Below are 24,242 nucleotides of genomic sequence, written 5' to 3'. Positions count from 1 at the left end.
TTAGGTCGCCTTGTCATTTATTGAGTCAGTGACTCTTCTAATACTCTCAAACAAAGAGCGACATTCTCCGATCTTGCTCCGTGTCCCATGAGGCCGATACGCCAAGCTTTTCCTGCGAGAGCACCTAAGCCCGCGCCAATTTCTAGGTTATAAGTATCAAGCAAGTGGCTACGCACTTTTGCCTCGTCTACCCCTTGAGGTACATAAATTGCGTTCAACTGAGGCAAACGAGATTGCTCCTCAACAACAAATTCAAAACCCAGTTTCTCCAATCCAGCTTTTAGCTTTTCGTGCATCTCGCGATGGCGTTGCCAAGCATTTTCTAGCCCTTCATTTTGCAAAATGAGCAGTGATTCATGAAGCGCATAAAGGCTATTAACGGGCGCAGTGTGATGGTAGCTGCGCTTGCCTTCCCCGCTCCAGTACCCCAACACAAGGCTTTGATCAAGGAACCAACTCTGGACTGGTGTCTTTCTCGCTTGGATTTTATCAATGGCTGCTTGAGAGAGTGTCACTGGCGATAAACCTGGTACACACGACAAACATTTCTGGCTACCGGAATAAACCGCATCCAACTGCCACTCATCAACTTTTAGTGGAACGCCACCCAAAGACGTCACCGCATCCACAATCGATAACACGCCGTGCTGCTTAGCGAGCTTACCTAGAGCCTCTGCATCACTGCAAGCACCTGTCGAGGTTTCAGCATGAACAAAAGCAAGAATCTTCGCATCTGGGTTGGCTTTCAGAGCCTGTTCCACTTTCTCTACCGAGACTGGTGCACCCCACTCGTCGTCAACAAGCTCAACCACACCGCCTGCACGGACGACGTTTTCTCTCATCCGCTCGCCAAATACGCCATTTCGACAAACAATTACTTTGTCACCTGGCTCAATCAAATTGACGAAGCAAGTTTCCATTCCCGCACTCCCGGGTGCAGAAACTGCAATCGTGAATTCATTTTCCGTTTGGAATGCATACTTAAGTAGCTGCTTGAGTTCGTCCATCATCTTGATAAATAGAGGATCCAAGTGACCAACCGTTGGACGACTCAACGCCTGCAGCACTTGAGGTGAAATGTCCGAAGGTCCCGGTCCCATCAGGATGCGGTGAGGTGGAATAAAACTTTGAATCGTCATTGGCAGCTCCTTTTGCAAACTATTTTATTGTTCTGTAGAAGGTTATTGATTCACCTTAATCCAATTCAAACGCCTCAGCAATTAGCCCAAAGTCTTGAGGTCAAACCAGTGTCACAAGTTTGTTAATTTACCAAGAGCATAAAGTTACAAAATACCGTTGACATTGGTCACATAAAAACGTTCAATGCTGGATAGGTGGCGAATATTTATGCCACGCAACTTAAATTGTTGCAGAAGAGGAGCACTGCCCAGGTAGATGTGTCGTGGAACCACAATTCCGAGACAACACATTGAGGGGGAGCAGTGCCGAGGTAAACCAAAAGTGTGGTTTTGGTTTGTCGGTTGACTTGGGTTGAGTCCCATCAACTGTCATCAGCACAGCCTGATGATGAGCTTCTGAGGTCAATGACATTTCAAAAATACCTCTTTTTCGCTCATTCTCTCTTCAAGCAAACATCGGATGTTGGGTTAACCCCCAGTTTTATTTTCAGGAAGTCGTGGGAGAAATGCCGTGGGCAGTTTCAATGTTGCTAAGTTTGGTGGGACAAGTGTTGCAAATTTTGAGGCGATGAGTCGCTGTGCAACCATTATCGAATCAAACCCCAATACCAAATTAGTTGTTAGCAGTGCGTGTTCAGGTGTCACCAACTTATTGGTCGAGTTAGCCAATGGTGTGCAAGACCAAACACATCGAAGTGAGATATTAACCAAACTGGCTGAGATCCATAATGCTGTTTTGGACCAACTCGAAGATTCAACCCAGGCTGCAGCCGAGGTCTACACCATTCTAGATACGGTGACGAGCCTTGCAGAAGCCGCTTCAATCCAAGCTAGCCGCAAGCTCACAGACCACTTAGTCGCATGTGGTGAGCTGATGTCGACTCACATGCTTACCCAATTGATGAGAGAACGAGGAATCGCCGCCACACGTTTCGATATTCGAGATGTGCTGCGCACCGACAGCAATTTTGGTAAAGCAGAACCAGAGCTAGATAGTATCCGCCAACTTGCCGAAGAAAAGCTCATTCCACTATGCCAAGAATCCGTAGTGATCACTCAAGGCTTTATCGGCTCAGACGCAGAAGGCAATACGACAACTCTAGGCCGTGGTGGCAGTGATTACAGCGCCGCGCTGATTGCAGAGGCGGTTGAAGCGTCAGGCTTGGAGATTTGGACTGACGTTCCCGGTATCTACACCACCGATCCTCGTATCGCACCGAAAGCGTCTCCAATCCCAGAAATCAGCTTTAGCGAAGCCTCTGAGATGGCAAACTTTGGCGCGAAGATCTTACACCCATCGACTTTAGTTCCGGCATTGCGTCATGATATTCCAGTTTTTGTTGGTTCATCGAAAGAGCCAGAAAAGGGCGGGACTTGGATTCGCCATCAAGTGGAGAGCTCACCGCTATTTCGTGCATTAGCCCTTCGCTGCAACCAGACAATGGTGACACTACGCAGCGCAAAAATGTTCCACGCATACGGCTTTTTAGCCCGTGTTTTTGAGATTCTAGCCAAGCACAAGATATCGGTGGATTTAATCACGACTTCCGAGATCAGCGTTTCGTTAACGTTGGATCAAACTGATACCTCAGGCGGTGCGCCTCAGCTGCCGGAAGCCGCTCGTATTGAGTTAGAAGAGCTATGTAGCGTCGACGTCGAGCACAACTTATGTCTGGTTGCGCTAATCGGCAACAACATGAGCGAAAGTAAAGGCTACGCGAAGCAAGTCTTTGGCACATTGGAAGACTTCAATCTACGCATGATCTGTTACGGTGCAAGTCCGCACAACCTCTGCTTCTTAGTGCATGAGTCCGTCTCAAAGCAAGCCATTCAAAAGCTGCACACTGAGTTGTTTGAGGGTTAAGAAAAACAAAAGGTTGGCACTACGCCAACCTTTTTCTATTCAAGCCAAATATAGGGGATTACTACTCGCCAGCTACCTTCATAGATTCAAGCAACATAGAACCCGTTTGAATTTGTGAACGCGTTTCCACATCATTGCCGACAGCGACAATGTTCTGGAACATCTGCTTAAGATTACCAGCAATGGTAATTTCTGACACAGGGAACTGGATCTGACCATTCTCCATCCAGAAGCCTGCCGCACCACGAGAATAATCGCCTGTCACGATGTTTACACCTTGGCCCATGGTCTCTGTAACCAATAAGCCTGTGCCTAGCTCTTTCAGCATTTGTTCGAAATTCTGCCCCGTTGATTGCACATACCAGTTATGAATACCACCAGCATGTCCTGTTGGCGTCATATCCATTTTACGTGCGGCGTAGCTCGTTAGCAGATACGTCGCTAGCACGCCATCGGTAATGATCTCTCGGTCTCGGGTGAAGACGCCTTCACTATCAAAGGGACTAGAGGCAAGGCCACGCAGTACATGAGGCTTTTCTGCGATGTTAAACCAATCAGGCAGAACCTTTTCACCCAGTTGATCGAGCAAGAATGAGGATTTACGGTATAAGTTGCCACCGCTGATCGCCATCACCAAATGACCAATCAACCCGGTTGCCACATCTGCAGCAAACATGATTGGGTATTGACCCGTTTTAAGCTTTTGCGCATCCAAACGACTGATGGTTTTTTCTGCCGCTTTTAGCCCTACCGCTTCAGGAGACCAAAGATCGTCTTTATGACGTGACAAAGTGTAGTCGTAGTCTCGCTCCATCTCACCATTAGCGCCCTGACCAATCACACAGCAACTTGTACTGTGACGGCTCGAAGCATAACTAGCCAGTAAACCATGGCTATTGCCATACACCTTCAGTCCATAATGACTATCGTAACTCGCACCATCGCTTTGTTTAATTTTGTCGCTGTACTCAAGCGCCGCTTTCTCAGCGGTAATCGCGACCTGAGCGGCATAATCTGGATCAGGCGTGTCTGGGTGGAATAGATCCAAGTCTGGGATCTCTTTGACCATCAACTCTTTAGGCGCAGGACCAGCATAAGGATCTTCGGAGGTATACTGAGCAATATCGAGCGCAGCCAATACGGTTTGTTGAATCGCTTTTTCACTTAAGTCAGAGGTTGATGCACTGCCCTTACGTTGACCACGGTAAACCGTAATGCCCAACGCACCATCACTGTTGAATTCCACATTTTCCACTTCACACATGCGAGTAGAAACACTTAGGCCAGTGGTTTTCGTGATCGCGACTTCTGCACCATCAGACTTCTCTGCCGCCATCTCTAACGCTTTAGCGACTGCGGCTTCTAACTCAACGCGCTGTTGAGCAACTTGCTCTCTTACGTCCATATCAACTTAGTTCTAAAGATTTGTTCTCTCTAGGATAACAAGAATTTCGCTTTCTCCCCACGATTCTTGTTAAAATAGAGAAATAGATGGTCAAATTAAGGCAGAGAAATGGCACGTAAAAACCAAAAAGCGCCATGGGAAGAGGAAGAAGAAATCATCTGGGTAAGTAAGACCGAGATGAAACGCGACATGGAAGAGCTGCAACAATTAGGTGAAGAGCTCGTGAGCCTAAAACCTTCTGTGCTGGAAAAGTTTCCGCTTAGCGAAGATCTCGCAGAAGCGATCAAAGATGCGCAACGATTCAAAAACGAAGCGCGTCGCCGCCAACTGCAATACATTGGTAAATTGATGCGCTTTGAAGATCCTGAGCCACTGCAAGCCGCGTTAGATAAGGTTCGCAATAAGCACTCACAAGCAACAGCGCACCTGCATAAGCTAGAGCAGCTGCGTGACCGTATTGTAGAAGAAGGTGATGCAGCCATTGGCGATGCAATGGAACTCTATCCAAACGCGGATCGCCAGCGCCTGCGTCAACTTGCTCGCCAAGCGGCAAAAGAGAAAAAAGCAGGTAAGCCTGCGAAATCTTACCGCGAAATCTTCCAAGTTCTAAAAGCGCTGAGCGACGAAGAAGTTTAGCGCCAAATACAAAAAGGATTGATGCTCTCACATCAATCCTTTTTCTTTAAGCCCTCTATTCGCCTGCTCTGACGAATTCACTCAATGCTTGGTTACTGTGGTGAGACACGAGCTGTTCAACGCCTGCTGCCACTTCCACTCGCCCGTTGGCAACAAAGATAAAATCGGAGCCAATGGCTTTAGCGTCACTGATGTGGTGCGTCACCATCAGCACGGTGATATTTCTCTCTTTGGCTAGCTTTGCCACCAGCGATAACATTTCTTCACGTAAGATAGGATCGAGCGCGGAAAACGGCTCATCGAGTAGCCAAACTGGATGAGATTGAACAAAGCAGCGCGCCAAGGCGACTCGTTGACGCTGCCCGCCAGATAACTGCTCTGGCAATCGGTCAAGATAGTCAGCCACGCCCACTTGCTGCGCCGCCAACTCCACCTTCCGTTGCTGCTCATCACTGAGCTTTAGTCCAGGGTGCAAACCAAGCCCAATATTTTGTCTGACGGTCAGGTGAGCAAATAGGTTGTGTTCCTGAAATAACATCGCAAAAGGTCGTCGGTGCGGCTCTAGGCCAACAATGTCACGCCCTTCCACGCTAATCGAACCACTGACTGGCTCGATGAATCCCGCCACTAATGCCAGCAACGTCGACTTGCCCGCCCCACTTGGTCCCATCAAGGCGGTGATCGAACCTTGCTCAACGGAAACATCAAAATGAAACAACTCGTTGTGGTAGTAATAATCCACTTTAGTCAGAGATAACATGATTGACCTTTTTGTTCGCTTTAAACAACGTTTCGATGAGCGTGAAACAGCCAACACTGAGAAGAAGCAATGTCAGGGAAACGACCGCCGCCGCATCCATCTGATAGCTTCCCAGCAACTGGAACAGATAGAGTGGTAGAGTGCGAAATTCTTGGCTACCAAACAAGGCAATCGCGCTCAGATCGCCAATCGCAAACATAAAACTAATAGCAAATGCGTGCGCCATCGGTTTTTTAAGCGCCCGCCACTCAACCACTTTAAACCGTTGCCACCCTTTCATCCCAAGGCTTGCACACACATACTGATACTGTTGCTCGACCTGTAGCATCGGCTGAGAGAGCGTTTTAATCACATAGGGAAGCCCCATCAGCGCGTTCACCGCCACGACCACCACAAAAGCTAGACTGAATACATCCGTAAATGAGCGCAGCAACAAAAACAACCCAGTCGAAACAACCAAGCCGGGGGTGACCAAAATAATGGTGCCGATCAGTTCAATATGATCCGCTTGCCGCGCTCGAGCATTAAGCCGGAGTCGACGACTGGTGATCAAGATGGTAATACCCGCCAACAAAGCGATCATACTCGCAAGGGTCGCCACTTTCAGCGATGCCCAAAGTGCATGCCAAAAACGCGGATCCGTAAAGACTTGCACCGCATGGCTATTGATACCGCTGACAATGACCATCGCCAAAGGGGGCAGAACCAATATGGCGGCGAGCCCAATCCAACTGTAATCCCACACTTTATTGCGCCAATGATTGCCGGCTAAATAGAGGTTGTTCGTAGTACTCACAGAGCTTACTGATATCGGTTTACCCAAACGCTGAATGATCAGCGCCATGATGCCACAAAGCGTCATCTGCCAAATGGCCAATAGCGCACCGGCTTGCAAATCGAAATCAAATTTGATCGCTTGATAGATGGCCAGTTCAATGGTCGTCGATTTTGGTCCGCCACCAAGTGCCATTACGGTCGCAAAACTGGTAAAGCAGAGCATAAACACTAAACCACAAACATGAGCAAGCTGCTGCTTCATCCGTGGCCACTCAACCCAAACAAACTTTTGCCACGCCCCCATGCCAAGATGCGCACAGAGTTTGTGCTGTTCTTCAGGGATGGACTCTAAAGATTGCAGCAAAAGCCGACTCGCATAGGGCAAATTAAAAAACAGGTGCGCCAGTAAAATACCGTTCAAACCATAAATTGAAAAAGGCAGTTTGCTATCAAAGTAGGCAAACCCATCGGCCAATAAACCACTATTGCCATAAATGGCAAGCAAGCCAAACACACCGACTAGAACAGGCAATACTAACGTGGTTGCGAATAGTTTCAACAACAGGTTTTTACCCGGAAATTGACGACGAGAAAGCGCGTGAGCTACTGGTATGGCGAGCCCAACACTTAACAGCGTCGAGAGAAAAGATTGGTAAAAACTGAACTTGGTAACGTGGCGGTAGTACGGGTCTTGCCACACCTGAGCAAGATTTAAAGAGGGCGCTTCAATCAGTAAAGCGGCTAAGGCTGAAATAACAAAGGTCGCGATGAACATCGCGACCCATAAGCCTATTTTTGGGATGCTACGCAAAAAATACCCTTAGAAAGTCAGCGCACTTTGCCATTCACGGATCCAAGTTTTACGGTTTTCCGCAACTTTATCCGCACTGAAGCTCAATGCCTTGTTTGGCACAGTCAAAGTTTCAAATCCTTGTGGTAACTCTACGTTTGTTACTGGGTACATCCAGTTACCCGTTGGCATCACTGATTGGAACTCATCGCTGAGAATGAATGCCATAAACTGATCTGCAAGAGCCTGATTGTTCGAGCCTTTCACCTTTGCTGCCACTTCAACTTGCGTGTAGTGACCTTCCGAAAAATCGGCCGCAGCAAACTTCGCGTCCCCTTCAGCAATCAAGTGATACGCAGGAGAGGTGGTGTAAGAGAGAACCAAATCAGACTCCCCTTCTAAGAACATGGAGTACGCTTCTGACCATCCCTTAGTCACAGTGACGGTCTTCTTCGCAAGGTTTTGCCATGCTTGAGTCGCTTCATCACCATACACCGACTTCATCCACAACATCAGGCCTTGACCCGGTGTTGAGGTACGCGGGTCTTGATAAATCACCTTTAAGTCATCACGAGAATCCACTAACTCTTTGAGGCTTTTTGGTGGATTCGCGAGTTTTTCTTTGTTGTAGACAAACGCAAAATAGCCGTAATCGTAAGGAACAAAAGTGCTGTCGTTCCAACCATTTGGCAGTGTCACTGAAGTCGTATCGACACTGTGCTCAGCGAGTAAGCCTGTCTTTTTTGCTTCCGCCATCAAGTTGTTGTCTAAACCAAGAACGATGTCAGCTTTGCTGTTCTCTCCTTCTAGACGTAGGCGGTTAAGGATAGAGACACCGTCGTCTAGCGCGACAAAGTTCACGTCACAACCGCATTGAGCTTCAAAAGCTTTTTCGACTTTAGGACCTGGGCCCCAATCGGCTGCGAAAGAGTCATAAGTGTAAACTGTCAGCGCTTTTTCTGCGGCAGTAACGGAAAATGAAGATAGTGTGGCCAACGCAACTGCGCTGAATGAAATGGTGCTCAGAGTGGTTTTCACTGCTCGCTCTCTCCTTGTTGAGCGGCACAGGTTTGAGGGACAATTGGATTGAAAATCAGCATGTCCTAACTCAATTCCTACGCCAGCATTATCTGGTTCAGGTCTACGGGTCCCGCACACTTACCGCTACATGGTAAGGGTTCGATCTCAGCTTCATTGACTCAATGAATAGCTCCCCGATGAGTATCGGCTTGATTGTAATAGTTGTGAGACTCAATAGCTAGAGTCGTTCCTCTAACCATCAATCTCGGTGATCATATCCCCAGCGAGGAACCAAGCCTTGTTCCACACCTAGATGATCCAAAATACGGGCGACCATGAAATCGATCAAATCCTCAATCGACTTGGGCTGATGATAAAAACCTGGCGCCGCTGGCATGATCGTAACGCCCATTTGGGACAATTTGTGCATATTCTCAAGGTGTAACGTCGAGAACGGGGTTTCACGAACAACCAACAATAGTTGACCGCGTTCCTTCATCACCACATCAGCTGCGCGTTCAATGAGGTTGTCTGACATGCCGTGAGCGATCGCTGCCACACTACCTGCAGAGCAAGGACAAACCACCATCTGCTTCGGCGCCGCAGAGCCCGACGCCACCGGAGAGAACCAATCGTCCTTACCACAGACTATCAGTTTGTCAGCGTCACACTTTAGGTGTTCGACCAACGCTTGCTTGGCAGACTCAGGGTTTGCAGACAACTTTAAGCCGTGCTCTGTGGCTAACACAACGCGGGCAGCTGAGGAGATCAAAAGAAAAACTTGGTAGTCGGCAGCGATCAAGCACTCTAGTAGGCGCAGCCCATAAGGCGCGCCAGATGCCCCCGTGAAGGCCAATGTGATCGCTTTCTGTTTATTGTTCATTGAATGCATACTTCTTTGCTAATTTGCCTTGGTCGCCAATTGGTCGAGTAATTTACCGTGAATGCCTTCAAAACCACCGTTACTCATCACCAGAATCTGATCACCGGGCTGAGCCTCGGCAACAATCATCTCGACAAGCGCATCGACATCTTTAGATGTCCAAGCGGGTTGAGTGCATTGCTGTGCCACATCCTCCACAGACCAATCAATGGAGTCAGGCTGATAGAGGAATACAGAATCAGCAGCGCGCAACGATGCAGCCAGTGTCTCTTTATGGACTCCGCGCTTCATGGTTGCACTGCGAGGCTCAAGTACGGCAAGAATTCGACGTTGACCTACCTTGTTACGTAAGCCACCCAAAGTAAGTTCAATCGCCGTTGGATGATGGGCAAAGTCATCGTAAACCGTCACGCCTGCGATTTCTCCCTTACACTCCAGACGTCGCTTCGTATTGATGAACTTTCCGAGCGCGTCACAGGCAAGATCTGGCGTTACACCGACGTGCCTTGCTGCTGCGATAGCCATAAGAGCGTTGTCGACATTATGATCGCCCACCAAATCCCAGCGCACTTCCCCAACTTGGTTGCCTTGGAAGAAAACCTTGAAGTGAGACCCATCATTCACCACTTTTTCTGCTTGCCAGTTACCCTGCTCGCCACTGGACTCCGTTTCGCTCCAGCAGCCGCGCTCGAGCACATCGGCTAAAGCCTTATCTTGTTTCGGAGCAAAGATACGTCCATTGCCCGGCACAGTTCGTACTAAATGGTGAAATTGACGCTTAATCGCTTCAAGATCATCAAAAATATCTGCGTGGTCGAACTCTAGATTATTCATTACTAACGTGCGCGGGTGGTAGTGGACAAACTTAGAACGCTTATCGAAAAAAGCACTGTCATATTCATCTGCTTCCACAACAAAAAACATACTTTCGCCCAATCGAGCAGAAACACCAAAATTGCCGAGTACACCACCGACTAAGAATCCAGGCTGGTAACCGCAGGCTTCCAAGATCCACGCTAGCATACTTGATGTAGTGGTTTTACCGTGCGTGCCTGAGACTGCTAGAACCCAGCGATCGTGCAGCAAAAACTCTTGTAACCATTGCGGTCCAGAGGTGTAACGCAGATTAGTGTTAAGTGCGTGCTCGACACATGGGTTGCCGCGACTCATCGCATTACCTATCACCACAAGGTCTGGCGCAGGATCGAGCTGGGAAGGGTCAAATCCTTCTATAATTTCAATACCTTGAGATTCAAGTAAAGTGCTCATCGGCGGGTAAACGTTGGCATCGCTCCCCGTCACTTTATGACCAAGTTGACGAGCTAATACTGCAGCACCACCCATAAATGTGCCGCAAATCCCCAAGATATGAATATGCATAAACTGACCCTGTTTCAGGCAAATAATAGTGGACTCATTATGGCGATAAAGCCCTAAAAAGCGAACAACTTTGATCACTGTATGACACAAGCCTTACTCAACCGCACACTCCGTGTACAGCTTGATTCCAGCCAAACGAGCCATGAAAACACAGCAAAGAGTCGACAAATAAATTGAGATCTCAAGCAGTTAGTTCATTACCAATAAAAAGATCCTGCTCTTACACTTAGCTCAGGCATTTCGAAACGATCCAAATAGAGATTATCCATGCCACATCCCCCACTATTTAGAAGCGACTTTTAAGGAATAACCATGTCTGGAATGCGCACCCTTGGCGAGTTCATTGTTGAAAAGCAAGCGGACTTCCCCCACGCTAGCGGTGATCTATCATCCCTACTTTCTTCAATTCGCCTTGCTGCAAAAATTGTAAACCGTGAAATCAACGCCGCAGGCCTTGGTGACATTACAGGTGCAGTCGGGACAGAAAATGTCCAAGGTGAAGATCAGCAAAAGCTCGATGTCTACGCCAACGAGAAGTTTAAAGCAGCGCTAGAAGCACGCGACCAAGTTTGTGGTGTTGCGAGTGAAGAAGAAGACGAAGCAGTAGCGTTTAATAAAGAACTCAACAAAAACGCCAAATATGTTGTGCTGATGGACCCTCTTGATGGTTCGTCAAACATCGACGTTAACGTTTCAGTGGGTACGATTTTTTCTATCTACCGTCGTGTTTCACCGATTGGCACTCCGCCAACCGAAGAAGATTTCTTGCAACCTGGTCACAAACAGGTTGCGGCTGGTTACGTGATCTATGGCTCGTCGACCATGTTGGTATACACCACAGGTCACGGGGTTAACGGTTTCACTTATGACCCATCACTTGGCACATTCTGCTTGTCACATGAAAACATGATGATCCCAGAAGACGGCACTATTTACTCCATTAACGAAGGAAACTACATTCGCTTCCCAATGGGTGTGAAAAAGTACATCAAGTACTGCCAAGAAAATGCGCCAAGCGAGAAGCGCCCTTACACTTCGCGCTACATCGGCTCACTGGTCGCGGACTTCCACCGCAACCTACTCAAGGGTGGTATTTACCTCTACCCAAGCACGCAAAGTCACCCAAGCGGCAAACTGCGCTTACTATACGAATGTAATCCAATGGCTTACATCATCGAGCAAGCTGGTGGCGTGGCGTCAGATGGCGTGAATCGCATTATGGACATCAAACCTACCGAACTACACCAACGTGTACCGTTTTTCGTTGGCTCGAAGAACATGGTGAAAAAGGTTGAGGAGTTCCTCGAGCTCAATCGAGACGACGATCAATAACCTTCTACAAAGGCGCTCATCGAGCGCCTTTTCTTTATTCATACATGAATAATCTGATTTTCTTGAGCAAAGTCTCGCCGTATATATTTACAAAAAACCGAGTTTAGCAGTAAGGTACTTTGGTTAAATTTCAGCCCATACTTAGACAAAAAGGAACTTTAGCAATGAGCTTAAACGACGTACCAGCAGGCAAATCTCTACCCGATGACATCTATGTTGTGATTGAAATTCCCGCCAATGCTGATCCGATAAAATACGAAGTTGACAAGGATTCTGGCGCGGTATTTGTCGACCGATTTATGTCTGCCCCGATGTTCTACCCATGTAACTACGGTTACGTAAACCACACGTTATCACTCGATGGTGATCCGGTAGATGTACTCGTACCGACACCGCACCCGCTTATGCCAGGCTCAGTGATTCGCTGTCGTCCAGTCGGCGTTTTGAAAATGACCGATGAATCAGGAGAAGACGCCAAAGTCGTCGCCGTGCCACACTCTAAACTTTCAAAAGAGTACGACCACATTCAAGATGTGGGCGATATTCCTGAATTACTTAAAGCGCAAATCACGCACTTCTTTGAGCGTTATAAAGAGCTTGAATCAGGCAAGTGGGTGAAAGTCGATGGTTGGGAAGACGTCGCTGCCGCTCGCCAAGAAATTTTAGAATCTTACGAAAGAGCGCAAAAATAGCGCCCTCAAAACACAAAAAAGTCCGCACAAAGCGGACTTTTTCTTTTTGCGTCAACACTCTCAGACACATCTAGATGCGTTGGCACCAATCCCCTGAAGCCAACAAGCTATCCAACTGACTGGTATCTTGATAGAGGTAGATCCAAGCGCGACCAAATGGCGTGTCGATTTGCTCACGACGGTACTCAACAGGCACATCTTCCAGCTCATCAATTTTCGCCAAGGTGTCATCATCAATAAGGTATACCTCACCAACGATTGAGCGGTGTCCTGCCGTGACCGCGGGGTAAGCCCCCAAGTCATACAATGCATACTCTGGCAAAGTTTCATGTTGGCCAAGAAACTCCGCCGAATCTAAGAAGCTTTGATTGCTTTGACCTTTGCGCAAGGTACCGTAAACAAATAATAAATGTTGCATTGTCTGTCCCTAACTTAGCTATCTTTCAAATCTAGTCGAACTCAAACTGATAAAGCAAGTCGACCGCGCTACTGACCCCTGTTACAGCCTCGACATAGAGATCTTTCATCAGTCGATAACGTACCGTAAATTCGCCAACAGAATCAAAGATGCCAACGCCATATTTGACCTGTAACCCAGGTAATACATACCCACTGACCGTCACCTGCGAGTCCTCACCCGAGCCTGCCGTATCAAGTTGAAGGTCCTGCACACCAAACGCTTCACCAATCTCACCAACGACACGACCACTCTGTGCAAGACTCAAACCAATTAACGTGGTTGTCATGGCGTTGCCACCCGATTCGCCGTCGATGTCTTGCCCTCGCAGCAAATAGGACAGCGCGTTAGCTTGTGGCATCGCGGGATCAGAGAATATCGTCACGACCGGTTCAGTCGCAGGGCCCGTCACTTTTACGCCTGCGGTAACATCATCTCGCGTATTGTCCGGATTGCGAATCGCTTTGATTTGAACATAAGGTTGATCGACGGGTCCATTCATCAAGATCTTACCTTGCTCTATTATCAAGTCTTGACCAAACGAACGGTACGAACCCTCAACGATGTTGACTTCGCCGGTGATAAACGGCCCCTTATCTCGCTGCGCGACATTGAGCTTGCCTATCAAGCCGCCCTCAAGGCCAAACGCCGATAACTTAAAGTCATCGCCAATAGATATGTTGATGTCCGTTTCCACCGCAAACGGAATACTCGAGTTGATATCTTCCGGTTGCAAGTCATTGTTAAGAATAACTTGATCCTTAGACACACCTATCGCACTTGGTGGCAGTTCTTCAACGACGATACGACCCCAAGGCAGAGCAATGTCACCTTCAATCTTGGCATGTTTAGGAGAGGCAGAAATCGTCATATCTGGCACCACCTTGATCGCGACCATAGGCGGTACATCAACTTTCAATTCGGTCGCAAAAACACGTAAATGACTGCGCCAGTCTTGCAGATCGAGCCAATCAGCATCACCCGTTAGTTGCAATGTGCCATCTGGCGTATTCAGCGCCGACGTTAAAGTCGCTTGATATCCGTTAAAGTTGACTTTCAACTCTCCCGAATCAATCTGAACTGGAGAGATTTCGCCTTGGAGGAGAATATCGTCAACGAGGAATTGCCCTTCGACCTTGGGTTGCAATAGCGGCCCAGAGAATGCGAGATCGGTACTGATGCTCGATTTCAACTGGCTGTATTGACCGAGCAGCGGCGAAAGAAAATCCAAGTCAAAAGTCGTTAAAGTCAATTTGCCATCGAGTTGCTTGTCATCCACAGCTACATTAGGAATCATCGCTTGGCCAGAAATATCACCGTTGTCGGTGATATCAACCAGCCAATCAGCTTGCAAGCGATCTTGTTTGAGCTTGGCATTGAGCTTGATTGTCTCCCAACCGATCGTCAGTGGCACTTCAAGGTCTTGCGTTACGCCCCCCTTAGGAAGCTCGACCGACGCGTTAACCTCTGGTGATTGTCCTTCACGCCACTTCGCCCAAACCTGAGCGTTAACTTGACCTTCTAACGAGGTCCCCTCTGGGATAAAGCCCTCAAGCTGCGTGAAATCAAACTGTTTCAGGCTTAGGCTTGCTTCACCATCTTTACCTACGTCAATATTATCGTTTAAGCAAAGTGATGAATCCGCTTGCAACCAACAATGCGCAGCCACCGCGACACGTTGAGTCGCCATGTCAAAGCCTATCTCCGTCGACTTTTCCAAAGCCCATTCACCTTGCTCGCTAGATAACTGCATACGCTCCAGCGCACCATTCCACGCGATATCCGACTTGTCCGTTAACGTGCCAGCAAGGGCAAGACTGGTCGACGCGATGTTTGAAATGACGTCTAACGTCAAACGGTGAGATTGCTGCGTACCATTAAAACGCAGCTCAACATCATCTATCACATAGTCTTGATAACTGGCACTCTTGACAACTAAACTCAGATCGCCACTCGGAGCTGGCAATGGTGTGACCTCACCTTTCAGGGTGATGTGCTGCACCTGCGCTTGCTGTTGCCAATCGACGGAATCAATATCTAACGCCAATGAAACGTCGGGCTCTTTAAGCGGTCCGCGCAATCTTACATCGCCAATCGCTTTGCCCTTTAAGTCAGGGACCGACTTGGCCAGCTCCGGGAGATCGAGTGATAAATCCATGCGCCAAGTATCATTGAGCGTACCTTTTGCATGAATAATATTGGGGCCATGAGAGAGCACGAGTCCAGGCGTATCGATATTAAACTCGCCTTTACCTTTCATATCGGAGGCGTTCAATGTGCCTTCAATATTCAGTGGGTAGTCACGCAGTACACCATCAACATCTAGCTGGCTCACTGCCACTTGCCAACCACCCGCTTCGGTAAGAGAGCCGGTTGTTGACACTAAACCGCTAATATCACCTTCCGCTTCTTGCCACTGCAAACCAGGCTGGATATGAGTAAGAGAGAGATTTGCCGCCCAATTGATTGGCTGCTGCCAATTGGCCATGACATCCCCAGAGATAGAACCCCCAAGCGTTTTAAGTAGAATGGAACGCAAGGTTATCTGCTCTAAATTACCGGAGCCTTCAACGCTTAGATCAAGATCGGGTAGATCTTTACCCTGAATAGCGGTCGCCAACCTAACATCATAGCCTTTTAATGAGCCTTGAGTTTCTAACGTTTTAAGATCGACAAAGTAGTCGCCTTGTCCATGTAATGGCCACTGCACCTTACCTTTCTCGATGGCAACATCGAACGGCAGATCCGGCTCCAATGGCTGCAGTGTGGCTTGAATATCTGCGTTCGCCAAACCAGACAGTGACGCATCTAAGCTAAGATCAGCGACACTTCCCTTTGCAGACAATGACAAGTGTTGACCTTTTGCCGTCTCTTCTTTCACCGTCGCTTGCAAATTCAAGTTCAGCGGATATCCCTGATTCAACGTAATTTTACTGTCGAGGGTAACCTCGACTTCAGGCATGTCGAGCTCTAGCGTTGATATCGTCACTTGAGATGCCGATGCCTTAGCCTCCAACCCTAAATGATGGACAACAACAGGCGTTTCCTGCTTCAGTTCAAAGTCATGGATATCAATCCGCACAATATCCATCTGCAATGGCAGAACGACCGCAGGCAGTTCAATGGTTGCGGGCTCTGCAGGCGTTGGCGGCGGTGTGACTGGCTGATTCTCTGACTCGACCAGTTCTATATTAATGCCACTTAATAGGGTTTTGTTTAAACGTAGCTTATTGCCTTGAAAAAACAGGCCAGTCGAGAAACGTTGCCAGTCAATTTTGTTACCAAGGACATCGAGCGTTATATCATTCAATGCAATTCGAGAAATACGAATCGGCACCGGGGTTGAGATATTCCCAGTTGCGTTCGATTGCGGCTCTGGTTCGGTTGATGGCGCACTGTCAGGCATGGAAAAGGTCAAGCCATCAATGGCAATCTCATCAACGCAGACGCTCGGCTCTGTAAAACAGGTCGGGTTAATCGCCAGTGTAAGCGAACGTATCTGGGTGTCCACACCCAAATCGGGATCATTGAATGCAACTTGCTTCAACGTAAAATATGGGAAAAGTGCTCCCTGATAAGAGGCGACTTTAAGCTGAGGAACAAATTTCTCTGCCGCCCATAGCGCCGCACCTAAACCGGGTTGCGTAAAGAGCAAAAAACTCACGGCTAAGATTAGCGTCAATACAAATCCTAGCAGAGAAAACGATAGCCATTTCGACCACTTTAATACGACTTTGGTCATAGTTCAGGCCCCAAGGTAAAGTGCACTTTGAATCGTTTATCTGGATCTTCATCAAGACCCCAAGCAAAATCTAATCGAATCGGTCCCACTGGTGATGCCCAACGAACGCCAAAACCTGTTCCTCGTTTAAATTCAGGTGACTCATTGAACGCGTCACCGTAGTCATAAAATAGAGCGCCCCACCAGTCGCCATAGACACGATATTGATACTCTAATGACGTGGTGACCATGTATTTCGCACCGGTCAGAGCATTACTTTCATCTCGGGGAGAGATAGATTCAAAGCCGTAGCCACGCAAGTTGTTGTCACCACCCGCGAAAAAGCGAAGTGACGGTGACAGTTTCTCGAACTCTTCCGCCACGTTTGCCCCGCCATCAATTCTGAACAAGCCACGATGGTTATTTCCGGCGCTGCGTATCCATGTCATGCCACCTTGAAAACGTGCCACTCTGGTTTCAGAAAAGACACTTGGATCGCCATATTCAAGAGTAAAACTTTGTCTGTCTCCCCACATCGGCATCGACCCACCTCGAATTCGGCTACGTGAGAAGGAAATACCAGGCAACACAAATTGAGCGGTATCATCTTGCAAACCTTGCTCGTAGTTTTCGATCAAGTAGCGAACAAATACTGTTCTATGCCAGCCATTATCAAGAATCCAGTGGCGCTCCACCGCCAAGTTGGATTCCAGACTTTTTGTGTCTCGATTATCGAGGTTCTTCATTCCATATTGAATGCGGTAGTAGTCTTTCAAGACGTCATCTAGCGGAATGCGATAGCCTGCGGTAATGGTTTGCTCTGGCTTAGAAAGAGAGATACTGCTGTCGAAGCTGTGGCCACGATCGTTCACCCAAGGTTTTTTCCACTTTAGCGATCCTCGCACGCCCACATCGGTGGAGTACCCCAAACCCGTCTCGAGTTTGTTGCGTGCTTGCGGCGCGAGAGAAACCTTCATTGGCAGCTCTCTTCCTTCACCGAGCTTAGACAGATCAGGCTCAACGAACACTGACGAAAACCAGTCGGTGTTAGACAGGTTCTGGTTATATTCTCCGACTTGCGACACCAAGTATTCATCCCCCTCTTCATAGGGTGAAAGGGATTGCACACGCTCGAGCTCAATTTGACTGCCGGTAATCGTACTCGCTCCGAAGTAGTAACGAATCCCGCTATCAAAATGAAGACGCACAAACGCCTTACGCACTCCGGGAGCAACCTCAAGGCGACTTAAGGTGTAGTCCCCTTCAAAATAGCCTTTCTGCAACGCCAAATTGCGGATTTTAGACTTCAACCCATCATACAAACTGTGGTTTAGTCGCTCCCCTTTTTTCAGACCGCTGTTTTTGATCAGCGCAATGAAGTCGGGATCATCTTTTGCTTCGCCAGTGATTTGGATATCGACTTCCGTCAAACGTATCGAATGTCCACGATCGACAATAACGATCAGCTCATCGCCCTCAGGAGAGACTTCAAAAGTAAAGGTAGGATGGTAATAACCAACGGCACTGAGAGCTTCGATAATGTTTCGCTTTACTCGTGCTTGGAAGCGCAAACTTGTGTCGTAATCTTTTTCAGGGATCGAAGATAAGTAAGCATCTACATTGTCTTTCACCGATCCCTTCAACCCCTCAATCGTAAGATCCACATCATTTGCCAATGCGGTAGGAGAGAGAAGAAGCGCAATCAAAACTGGTAAAGGTTTACGTAACATGCTTAATTATCTTTCTATATCAGGTTAGGGAATCATACCGCCTGAAAATGGATAAGTCTGTATGAAAACAGTCAATTGGTCGGTCTGTTTAATAAATTTAATCGACAAGGAAATAACGATGCTCGACAAACAAACTATGATTTCCGCGCAAGACGCACTGCCTGGCCGCGAAACGCCACTGCCACTTGACGATATTCACTTCGTCAATCAAAGCAGTATGACATCAGAGCCAGAGCAAGGTTGCGAAAAAATTGTTCTCGGTATGGGCTGTTTCTGGGGCGCTGAACGTTTGTTTTGGCAACTTGATGGCGTGGTCAATACTTCGGTTGGCTATGCTGGTGGCTTCACAAAGAATCCAACTTACGAAGAAGTGTGTAGCGGTCAAACCGGTCACACCGAGGTGGTACGTGTTGTGTTTGATCCCAAAATGATCTCGCTCACCGCGTTACTCGAGACATTTTGGGAACGTCATGACCCAACTCAAGGTATGCGCCAAGGCAATGATCGTGGCACACAATACCGCTCGGCTATTTACGTTTACAGCGACGAGCAATATCAAACCGCCATGCAGTCAAAACAACGATACCAAGAGTTACTGGGTAATCAGCATTCGCAAATAACTACTGAAATTCTACCAGCAGGTCCTTATTACTACGCAGAAAACTACCACCAGCAATATCTGGCTAAAAATCCGAACGGCTATTGTGGGCTTGGGGGAACAGGAGTCTGCTTCCCACCAGAAAAGTAAAGGCCTCCACACAACCGCCTATCGAAATGGGCGGTTTTTAGGCAGGTAGCGCTAAAATGGCTTGGTTGATCTGTTTGTAGGCTTCCAGTTTGACTGGGTTATTCACATCTGGCAGAAGCACTTTGCCGTTATCAAACGAAAACTCCCCAATACCAGCGATAACAAACTTTCCTTTAAACAGTGTCTTAACGAATCGCGCCACCTGATGCGGGCGATAACGGGTAAATTCACGTAGCATAACCACTCCAATATTCCTTCGTGATACTGCTTTTATGCAGTTAAGCTCTTATCCTTAGAGCTCTGGCGCATTATAAAGCACTTTCGGTGAATTAATACGGTTTTTACAAAAGTTTGGACCATTTCACTCCATCAACGCCGAGAACAACACTTTTTCAAATTTCGGTATATACTTTTTGCGCTTACCAAAAGGAAGATAACAATGAAAAACAAAACTCTACTCGCTCTCGCGATCGCATGCTCTCCAATGCTGGCGATGGCACACAACATCACACTTGGCCAAACCGTTCCGGCAGTCAATGTAGATAGCCATGGTGAAATTATCATTCAAGGTGATGACGCAAGCTACCAAACATGGACAAGCCAAGATCTGGTCGGCAAAGTCCGTGTCATTCAAGCCATTGCAGGACGCAGCAGCGCAAAAGAAATGAATGCCCCACTTATGGCGGCAATTACCGCCGCAAAGTTCCCCTCTGAGAGCTACCAAACTACGTCCATCATTAACCAAGATGATGCCATCTGGGGCACCGGCTCTTTCGTTAAATCATCGGCAGAAGACAGCAAGAAAGAATTTCCATGGTCGTCTATGGTATTAGATGAGGAAGGTAACGTAGCCAAGGCATGGCAATTGGCGGAAGAGTCCTCGGCGATCATCGTTCAAGACAAGCAAGGAAAAGTGCTGTTTGTAAAAGAAGGCGCTTTAAGTGATTCCGATATCCAACAAGTACTTGGACTCATCAAAGATAACATCTAATCACAAATTGGATTTAGCGTTATATAAGGAATTGTTATAGTATAACAGTTCCTTTTTTCTCGGTCTGTTGTTGTGCTTACATCTCGCAAGATTTCACTACCCTCTCCTGCTGTCGCGCTCCTTGGCGTCATGCTGCTGTGGATGAACTTTGCGTTTATTCAGCACCAATACGATCTAGCCCCTTCCCATCATCAAGAGCATCATTGTGAGCTGTTTTCATCCGTTCATCACGCGATAAGCAGTGCGGTTCTAAAAACAGAAAACGTATCACTTCCCGATCGCTTTGAACGACAGCCAAGTTATCAATATCAAGCGCCTTCGATTGTCGTCTATCGAGCGCGTTCACCACCTACTCAATCCCTCGTTTAGTTACTCAGCTCTCAGATAGGGAGCAATCTTTATTACTATGCCAATATCCAGAGCCATAATAATGCTGGAATAGGCGCAACGACACTTAGGATTGAAAATGTACAAATTATCACCAATTGCCGCGCTCATCGCTGTTACTGTTAGCCACGTTGCGATCGCTGAAGAAGGATTTCGTCAACATGAAGCGCATGTTCATGGCGAAGTAGAGCTAAACATTGCCCAAGACGGGAAAGAGCTACTGATGGAAATCACTGCTCCCGGTGCCGACGTAGTTGGTTTTGAGCATGCTCCAAAAAATGACGAGCAGAAGAAAATCCTAGCCGATGCTGTAGCAACACTTAATCAAGCAGACTCCGTATTTACATTAAGCTCAGCGGCTGGCTGTCACGTTGAACATGTTGCCGTGACTCATACATTGGGTAAAGAGAGTGATCATCACGACCATGATGAACACAAACATGATGACCATCATGATCATGACCACGAAGAGCACAAGCACGATGACCATCACGATCATGACCACGATGAACACAAGCACGACGACCATCACGATCATGACCACGATGAACACAAGCACGACGACCATCACGATCATGACCACGACGAGCACAAGCACGATGATCATCATGATCATGAGCATTCGGGACATGGTGAATTCACAGTGGAATACCACTACCACTGCGACAATATCGCCAAGCTTGAAACCATAGACACGGCTTGGTTTAAACAATTCCCAGCAACAGAAGCGTTGAAAGTCAACGTATTGACTGACACCAAGCAAGAAGCGCTTCGCCTACAACCTAAACGTACAGAGATCTCTCTATAAGGTTTACAGTGGCTTGGCATCGGTCAAGCCACTGACGCCATACTTGGAAAGCATGATGGATACAATAAAAGATCCAGCCATCATAAAGCTGGAACATGTGCGCTACACCTGGCCTGGAAATGACTCTCCAACTCTAGATATTCCCCGCTTAACGATAAATCAGGGCGAACATCTGTTTATCAAAGGCCCAAGCGGATGTGGCAAATCAACCTTACTCAGCCTACTTACTGGCATCAACACGACACCTGAAGGCAGTGTAAAAGTGCTTGATAACGACCTTAGGCAACTGTCAGGCAGCATGAGAGATAAATTTAGAGCTGACCATATTGGTTATATTTTTCAGCAATTTAACCTACTTCCTTATTTAAGTGTCATCGAAAACGTCATCCTCCCTTGCCAATTTTCAAAGCAGCGGAAAGGGCAAGTATTCGGTGATTTGCAACGCAGTGCTGAGCAACTCCTCGATAAACTGCACCTCGACCAATCGCTGCGTAATAAATCCGTCGTCGAATTGAGTATTGGTCAACAGCAACGTGTCGCGGCCGCGCGCGCCTTAATCGGCAACCCTGAAATTATCATCGCCGATGAACCAACCTCCTCTCTTGACTACGATAATCGAACTGCCTTCATCGAGCTGCTGCTTGATCAAGTGAACCAAGCGAACTCAACCTTACTGTTTGTCAGCCACGACCCGACATTGGAACCATTGTTTGACCGCAGTCTCGATCTCCGCGAGTTGAATCAAATAGGAGGCCACGTATGAGCCCTACGCTGTCCCTCGCTTGGAAAAGTGCTCGCAACCGCAAGGTAACGGCAATCCTAACCATTTTAACCGTCGCGATTTCTGTGATCCTGCTACTTGGGGTCGAGCGTATTCGCACAGAAGCAAAAAGCAGCTTCGCCAATACCATCTCGGGAACCGATTTGATCGTAGGCGGGCGTTCAGGACAAGTGAACCTGTTGCTTTACTCGGTATTTCGAATTGGTAATGCAACCAATAATATTGACTGGAAAAGCTATCAAGAATTTAGCCGACACAAAGCGGTCGATTGGGCAATTCCTATCTCACTTGGTGACTCTCATAAAGGCTTCCGCGTAATGGGCACCAACCACAGTTATTTTGAACACTATCGCTATGGTCAGAAGCAACATTTAGCGTTCAAAGAAGGAAGCGAGTTTAATCGCTTATTTGAAGCTGTCATTGGTGCAGATGTGGCCAAAAAGCTGGGTTACACCATTGGTACAGAGATCATCATTGCGCATGGCATAAGCGATGTTGGCTTTAGTCGCCACGACAACTTGCCTTTTAAAGTGGTTGGCATTCTCGCGCCAACAGGAACCCCCGTCGATAAAACCGTTCACGTCTCTTTGGAAGCAATTGAAGCAATTCATGTCGGCTGGGAGTCTGGCGCAAACCTTGGCAATAACCCGACAGCAGAGCAACTGGCAGCGATGGACTTTAAACCTAAGCAGATTACCGCCATGCTGCTTGGTCTCAAGTCAAAGATTCAAACCTTCGCTCTCCAGCGTCAAATCAACACCTACAACAAAGAACCTCTCAGTGCCATCTTGCCAGGGGTCGCGCTTCATGAGCTATGGGGCATGATGTCGGTGGCTGAACAAGCGCTGATGGCGGTCTCAGTGTTTGTCGTTTTTGCAGGTTTACTTGGGATGCTCTCGAGCTTGCTGACTAGCCTACAAGAACGACGCCGCGAAATGGCAATCTTGCGCGCAATGGGTGCAAGACCAAGGCATGTGTTTGCCCTGCTTATCTTAGAAGCAAGCGCACTCACCTTTATCGGGATAATTATCGGCACGCTTGGTCTTTACGCCTTGTTAGCGATTGCAGCGCCAATCATTCAACAAACGTACGGTATCACCCTTTCATTGATGACCTTATCACACTATGAGTTAGTACTACTTGCCATGGTTCAATGTGCTGGCACAGTCATCGGTTTTATCCCTGCGTTAAGAGCTTACCGACAGTCTCTGAGCGACGGTATGACAATACGAGTATAGAGAAATGAAGAAAGTAATATTAATGGCATTGGCAATGCTGAGCTTCAGCTTACCAAGTTTCGCCAACCAAGAAGACATCTTGACACTGGATTGGATTGATCTCATTCCTCAGAATGAACGCAATCAATTTGACAGCTATGGAATGCCCGTCGCCGACCACTCAGGTGGCGCAATGGAGCAATCAAAAGTGGGCTCGGTCAGACAAGAGCTCAACGGAAGCAAAGTCAAAATACCAGGCTTTGTGATTCCATTGGAAGGGGACGCCAATATGGTGACAGAGTTCTTATTGGTTCCTTACTTTGGGGCGTGTATTCACGTACCACCACCGCCACCAAACCAAATCATCTACGTCAAATTCCCAAAAGGAGCACCAATCCAGCAACTTTGGGATGTGATTTATTTAGTCGGAACCTTAAAAACGGAAACCGTCAGCCATGAACTCGCAGAAACAGGCTATGTGATTGAAGGAATAGCCATCGAAGAGTACGACGACTACTAAGCTAATTAACAAGTGCGCAACCTGTTAATCGCCTATATTAAGAAAGGTATTGAGAAAGATAACCTAGCACCGCTAGGTAAACCAATAATAATAGTGCGATTGACAGGTGTTTTTTCAGTTTATTCTCATTGAAATACTTCATAAACCCTCTCAATAATTACCAACCAGATTTTAACAATTTGTTAGCATATGTGGTAGCACTAT

At 47.5% G+C, this 24,242-nt stretch carries 22 protein-coding genes and 2 riboswitches; of the genes, 11 read left to right on the top strand and 11 right to left on the bottom strand.

Features of this window, described 5'->3' with window-relative positions; translation table 11 throughout:
• Nucleotides 1–17: 17 nt before the first annotated feature.
• Nucleotides 18–1,139 carry a pyridoxal-phosphate-dependent aminotransferase family protein gene (locus OH458_RS12605; protein WP_269978582.1) on the bottom strand — a complete coding sequence of 374 codons (1,122 nt, stop codon included), beginning with the start codon at nucleotides 1,137–1,139 and terminating at the stop codon, nucleotides 18–20.
• Between the two features lie 226 nt (nucleotides 1,140–1,365).
• Nucleotides 1,366–1,543: riboswitch (Lysine riboswitch) on the top strand.
• 107 nt (nucleotides 1,544–1,650) lie between these two features.
• Here OH458_RS12605 and lysC point away from each other — a divergent pair.
• Nucleotides 1,651–3,003 carry a lysine-sensitive aspartokinase 3 gene (gene lysC, locus OH458_RS12600; RefSeq protein WP_269978581.1) on the top strand — a complete coding sequence of 451 codons (1,353 nt, stop codon included), beginning with the start codon at nucleotides 1,651–1,653 and terminating at the stop codon, nucleotides 3,001–3,003.
• Between the two features lie 61 nt (nucleotides 3,004–3,064).
• Here the strand turns inward: lysC and pmbA are convergent, their stop codons facing one another.
• Entirely contained in the window at nucleotides 3,065–4,408 is a 1,344-nt protein-coding gene (gene pmbA / locus OH458_RS12595) for a metalloprotease PmbA (protein ID WP_269978580.1), read from the bottom strand.
• Between the two features lie 108 nt (nucleotides 4,409–4,516).
• Here pmbA and yjgA point away from each other — a divergent pair, with 108 nt between their 5' ends.
• Nucleotides 4,517–5,044, top strand: coding sequence for a ribosome biogenesis factor YjgA (gene yjgA / locus OH458_RS12590; RefSeq protein WP_039478294.1), 528 nt, complete (start codon nucleotides 4,517–4,519; stop codon nucleotides 5,042–5,044).
• 55 nt (nucleotides 5,045–5,099) lie between these two features.
• On the opposite strand, the gene thiQ is transcribed toward yjgA, so the two are convergent.
• The 5 genes from thiQ to mpl form a co-directional block, all read right to left on the bottom strand.
• Nucleotides 5,100–5,804 (bottom strand): thiamine ABC transporter ATP-binding protein, encoded by a 705-nt coding sequence (gene thiQ / locus OH458_RS12585; protein WP_038140453.1) that lies wholly within the window; start codon nucleotides 5,802–5,804, stop codon nucleotides 5,100–5,102.
• Entirely contained in the window at nucleotides 5,788–7,392 is a 1,605-nt protein-coding gene (thiP, locus tag OH458_RS12580; RefSeq protein ID WP_269978579.1) for a thiamine/thiamine pyrophosphate ABC transporter permease ThiP, read from the bottom strand. Before thiP ends, thiQ begins: the two co-directional genes overlap by 17 nt.
• A 9-nt stretch (nucleotides 7,393–7,401) precedes the next feature.
• Nucleotides 7,402–8,409, bottom strand: coding sequence for a thiamine ABC transporter substrate binding subunit (thiB, locus tag OH458_RS12575; RefSeq protein WP_269978578.1), 1,008 nt, complete (start codon nucleotides 8,407–8,409; stop codon nucleotides 7,402–7,404).
• A 57-nt stretch (nucleotides 8,410–8,466) separates the two neighbouring features.
• Nucleotides 8,467–8,598: riboswitch (TPP riboswitch) on the bottom strand.
• A gap of 52 nt (nucleotides 8,599–8,650) precedes the next feature.
• Nucleotides 8,651–9,274 (bottom strand): flavin prenyltransferase UbiX, encoded by a 624-nt coding sequence (locus OH458_RS12570; RefSeq protein WP_005472692.1) that lies wholly within the window; start codon nucleotides 9,272–9,274, stop codon nucleotides 8,651–8,653.
• Between the two features lie 18 nt (nucleotides 9,275–9,292).
• Nucleotides 9,293–10,654, bottom strand: a complete 1,362-nt coding sequence (gene mpl, locus OH458_RS12565; RefSeq protein WP_269978577.1) for a UDP-N-acetylmuramate:L-alanyl-gamma-D-glutamyl-meso-diaminopimelate ligase — start codon at nucleotides 10,652–10,654, stop codon at nucleotides 9,293–9,295.
• Between the two features lie 312 nt (nucleotides 10,655–10,966).
• Here mpl and fbp point away from each other — a divergent pair, with 312 nt between their 5' ends.
• Nucleotides 10,967–11,986 carry a class 1 fructose-bisphosphatase gene (fbp, locus tag OH458_RS12560; RefSeq protein WP_269978576.1) on the top strand — a complete coding sequence of 340 codons (1,020 nt, stop codon included), beginning with the start codon at nucleotides 10,967–10,969 and terminating at the stop codon, nucleotides 11,984–11,986.
• 164 nt (nucleotides 11,987–12,150) lie between these two features.
• Nucleotides 12,151–12,678, top strand: a complete 528-nt coding sequence (ppa, locus tag OH458_RS12555) for an inorganic diphosphatase (RefSeq protein ID WP_038140464.1) — start codon at nucleotides 12,151–12,153, stop codon at nucleotides 12,676–12,678.
• A gap of 70 nt (nucleotides 12,679–12,748) precedes the next feature.
• On the opposite strand, the gene OH458_RS12550 is transcribed toward ppa, so the two are convergent.
• The 3 genes from OH458_RS12550 to tamA are packed head-to-tail and all read right to left on the bottom strand — an operon-like array spanning nucleotide 12,749 to nucleotide 18,586.
• Complete coding sequence (locus OH458_RS12550; protein WP_269978575.1) at nucleotides 12,749–13,096, bottom strand: gamma-glutamylcyclotransferase family protein; 348 nt, start codon at nucleotides 13,094–13,096, stop codon at nucleotides 12,749–12,751.
• Nucleotides 13,097–13,127: 31 nt separating this feature from the next.
• Nucleotides 13,128–16,877 (bottom strand): autotransporter assembly complex protein TamB, encoded by a 3,750-nt coding sequence (tamB, locus tag OH458_RS12545; protein WP_269978574.1) that lies wholly within the window; start codon nucleotides 16,875–16,877, stop codon nucleotides 13,128–13,130.
• Nucleotides 16,874–18,586, bottom strand: coding sequence for an autotransporter assembly complex protein TamA (gene tamA, locus OH458_RS12540; protein WP_269978573.1), 1,713 nt, complete (start codon nucleotides 18,584–18,586; stop codon nucleotides 16,874–16,876). Before tamA ends, tamB begins: the two co-directional genes overlap by 4 nt.
• Before the next feature lie 118 nt (nucleotides 18,587–18,704).
• Here tamA and msrA point away from each other — a divergent pair, with 118 nt between their 5' ends.
• Nucleotides 18,705–19,334: a peptide-methionine (S)-S-oxide reductase MsrA gene (gene msrA / locus OH458_RS12535; protein WP_269978572.1), complete on the top strand. Its 630-nt coding sequence runs from the start codon at nucleotides 18,705–18,707 to the stop codon at nucleotides 19,332–19,334.
• A gap of 37 nt (nucleotides 19,335–19,371) precedes the next feature.
• On the opposite strand, the gene OH458_RS12530 is transcribed toward msrA, so the two are convergent.
• Entirely contained in the window at nucleotides 19,372–19,572 is a 201-nt protein-coding gene (locus OH458_RS12530; protein ID WP_005472658.1) for a DUF1107 family protein, read from the bottom strand.
• 201 nt (nucleotides 19,573–19,773) lie between these two features.
• Between OH458_RS12530 and OH458_RS12525 the strand changes: the two genes are divergently transcribed.
• The 6 genes from OH458_RS12525 to OH458_RS12500 all read left to right on the top strand — a co-directional run bounded on the left by OH458_RS12525 (nucleotide 19,774) and on the right by OH458_RS12500 (nucleotide 24,038).
• The gene (locus OH458_RS12525) at nucleotides 19,774–20,325 is read left to right on the top strand and encodes a YtfJ family protein (protein WP_038140472.1); all 552 of its coding nucleotides are present in this window, start codon (nucleotides 19,774–19,776) and stop codon (nucleotides 20,323–20,325) included.
• A 72-nt stretch (nucleotides 20,326–20,397) separates the two neighbouring features.
• Nucleotides 20,398–20,694, top strand: coding sequence for a DUF2607 family protein (locus tag OH458_RS12520; RefSeq protein WP_269978571.1), 297 nt, complete (start codon nucleotides 20,398–20,400; stop codon nucleotides 20,692–20,694).
• Nucleotides 20,695–20,791: 97 nt separating this feature from the next.
• Nucleotides 20,792–21,520 (top strand): zinc uptake protein ZrgA, encoded by a 729-nt coding sequence (gene zrgA / locus OH458_RS12515; RefSeq protein ID WP_269978570.1) that lies wholly within the window; start codon nucleotides 20,792–20,794, stop codon nucleotides 21,518–21,520.
• Nucleotides 21,521–21,575: 55 nt separating this feature from the next.
• Nucleotides 21,576–22,283 carry an ABC transporter ATP-binding protein gene (locus OH458_RS12510; protein ID WP_269978569.1) on the top strand — a complete coding sequence of 236 codons (708 nt, stop codon included), beginning with the start codon at nucleotides 21,576–21,578 and terminating at the stop codon, nucleotides 22,281–22,283.
• The gene (locus OH458_RS12505; RefSeq protein WP_269978568.1) at nucleotides 22,280–23,539 is read left to right on the top strand and encodes an ABC transporter permease; all 1,260 of its coding nucleotides are present in this window, start codon (nucleotides 22,280–22,282) and stop codon (nucleotides 23,537–23,539) included. Before OH458_RS12510 ends, OH458_RS12505 begins: the two co-directional genes overlap by 4 nt.
• 4 nt (nucleotides 23,540–23,543) lie before the next feature.
• Nucleotides 23,544–24,038, top strand: coding sequence for a DUF3299 domain-containing protein (locus OH458_RS12500; RefSeq protein ID WP_269978567.1), 495 nt, complete (start codon nucleotides 23,544–23,546; stop codon nucleotides 24,036–24,038).
• Nucleotides 24,039–24,242 lie beyond the last annotated feature (204 nt).

Source organism: Vibrio sp. MarTm2, from assembly GCF_027587055.1.
Taxonomy (GTDB): Bacteria; Pseudomonadota; Gammaproteobacteria; order Enterobacterales; family Vibrionaceae; genus Vibrio; species Vibrio sinaloensis_D.
Note: the sequence above shows the minus strand (reverse complement) of the source record. Positions and strands in the feature narration are given on the sequence as shown.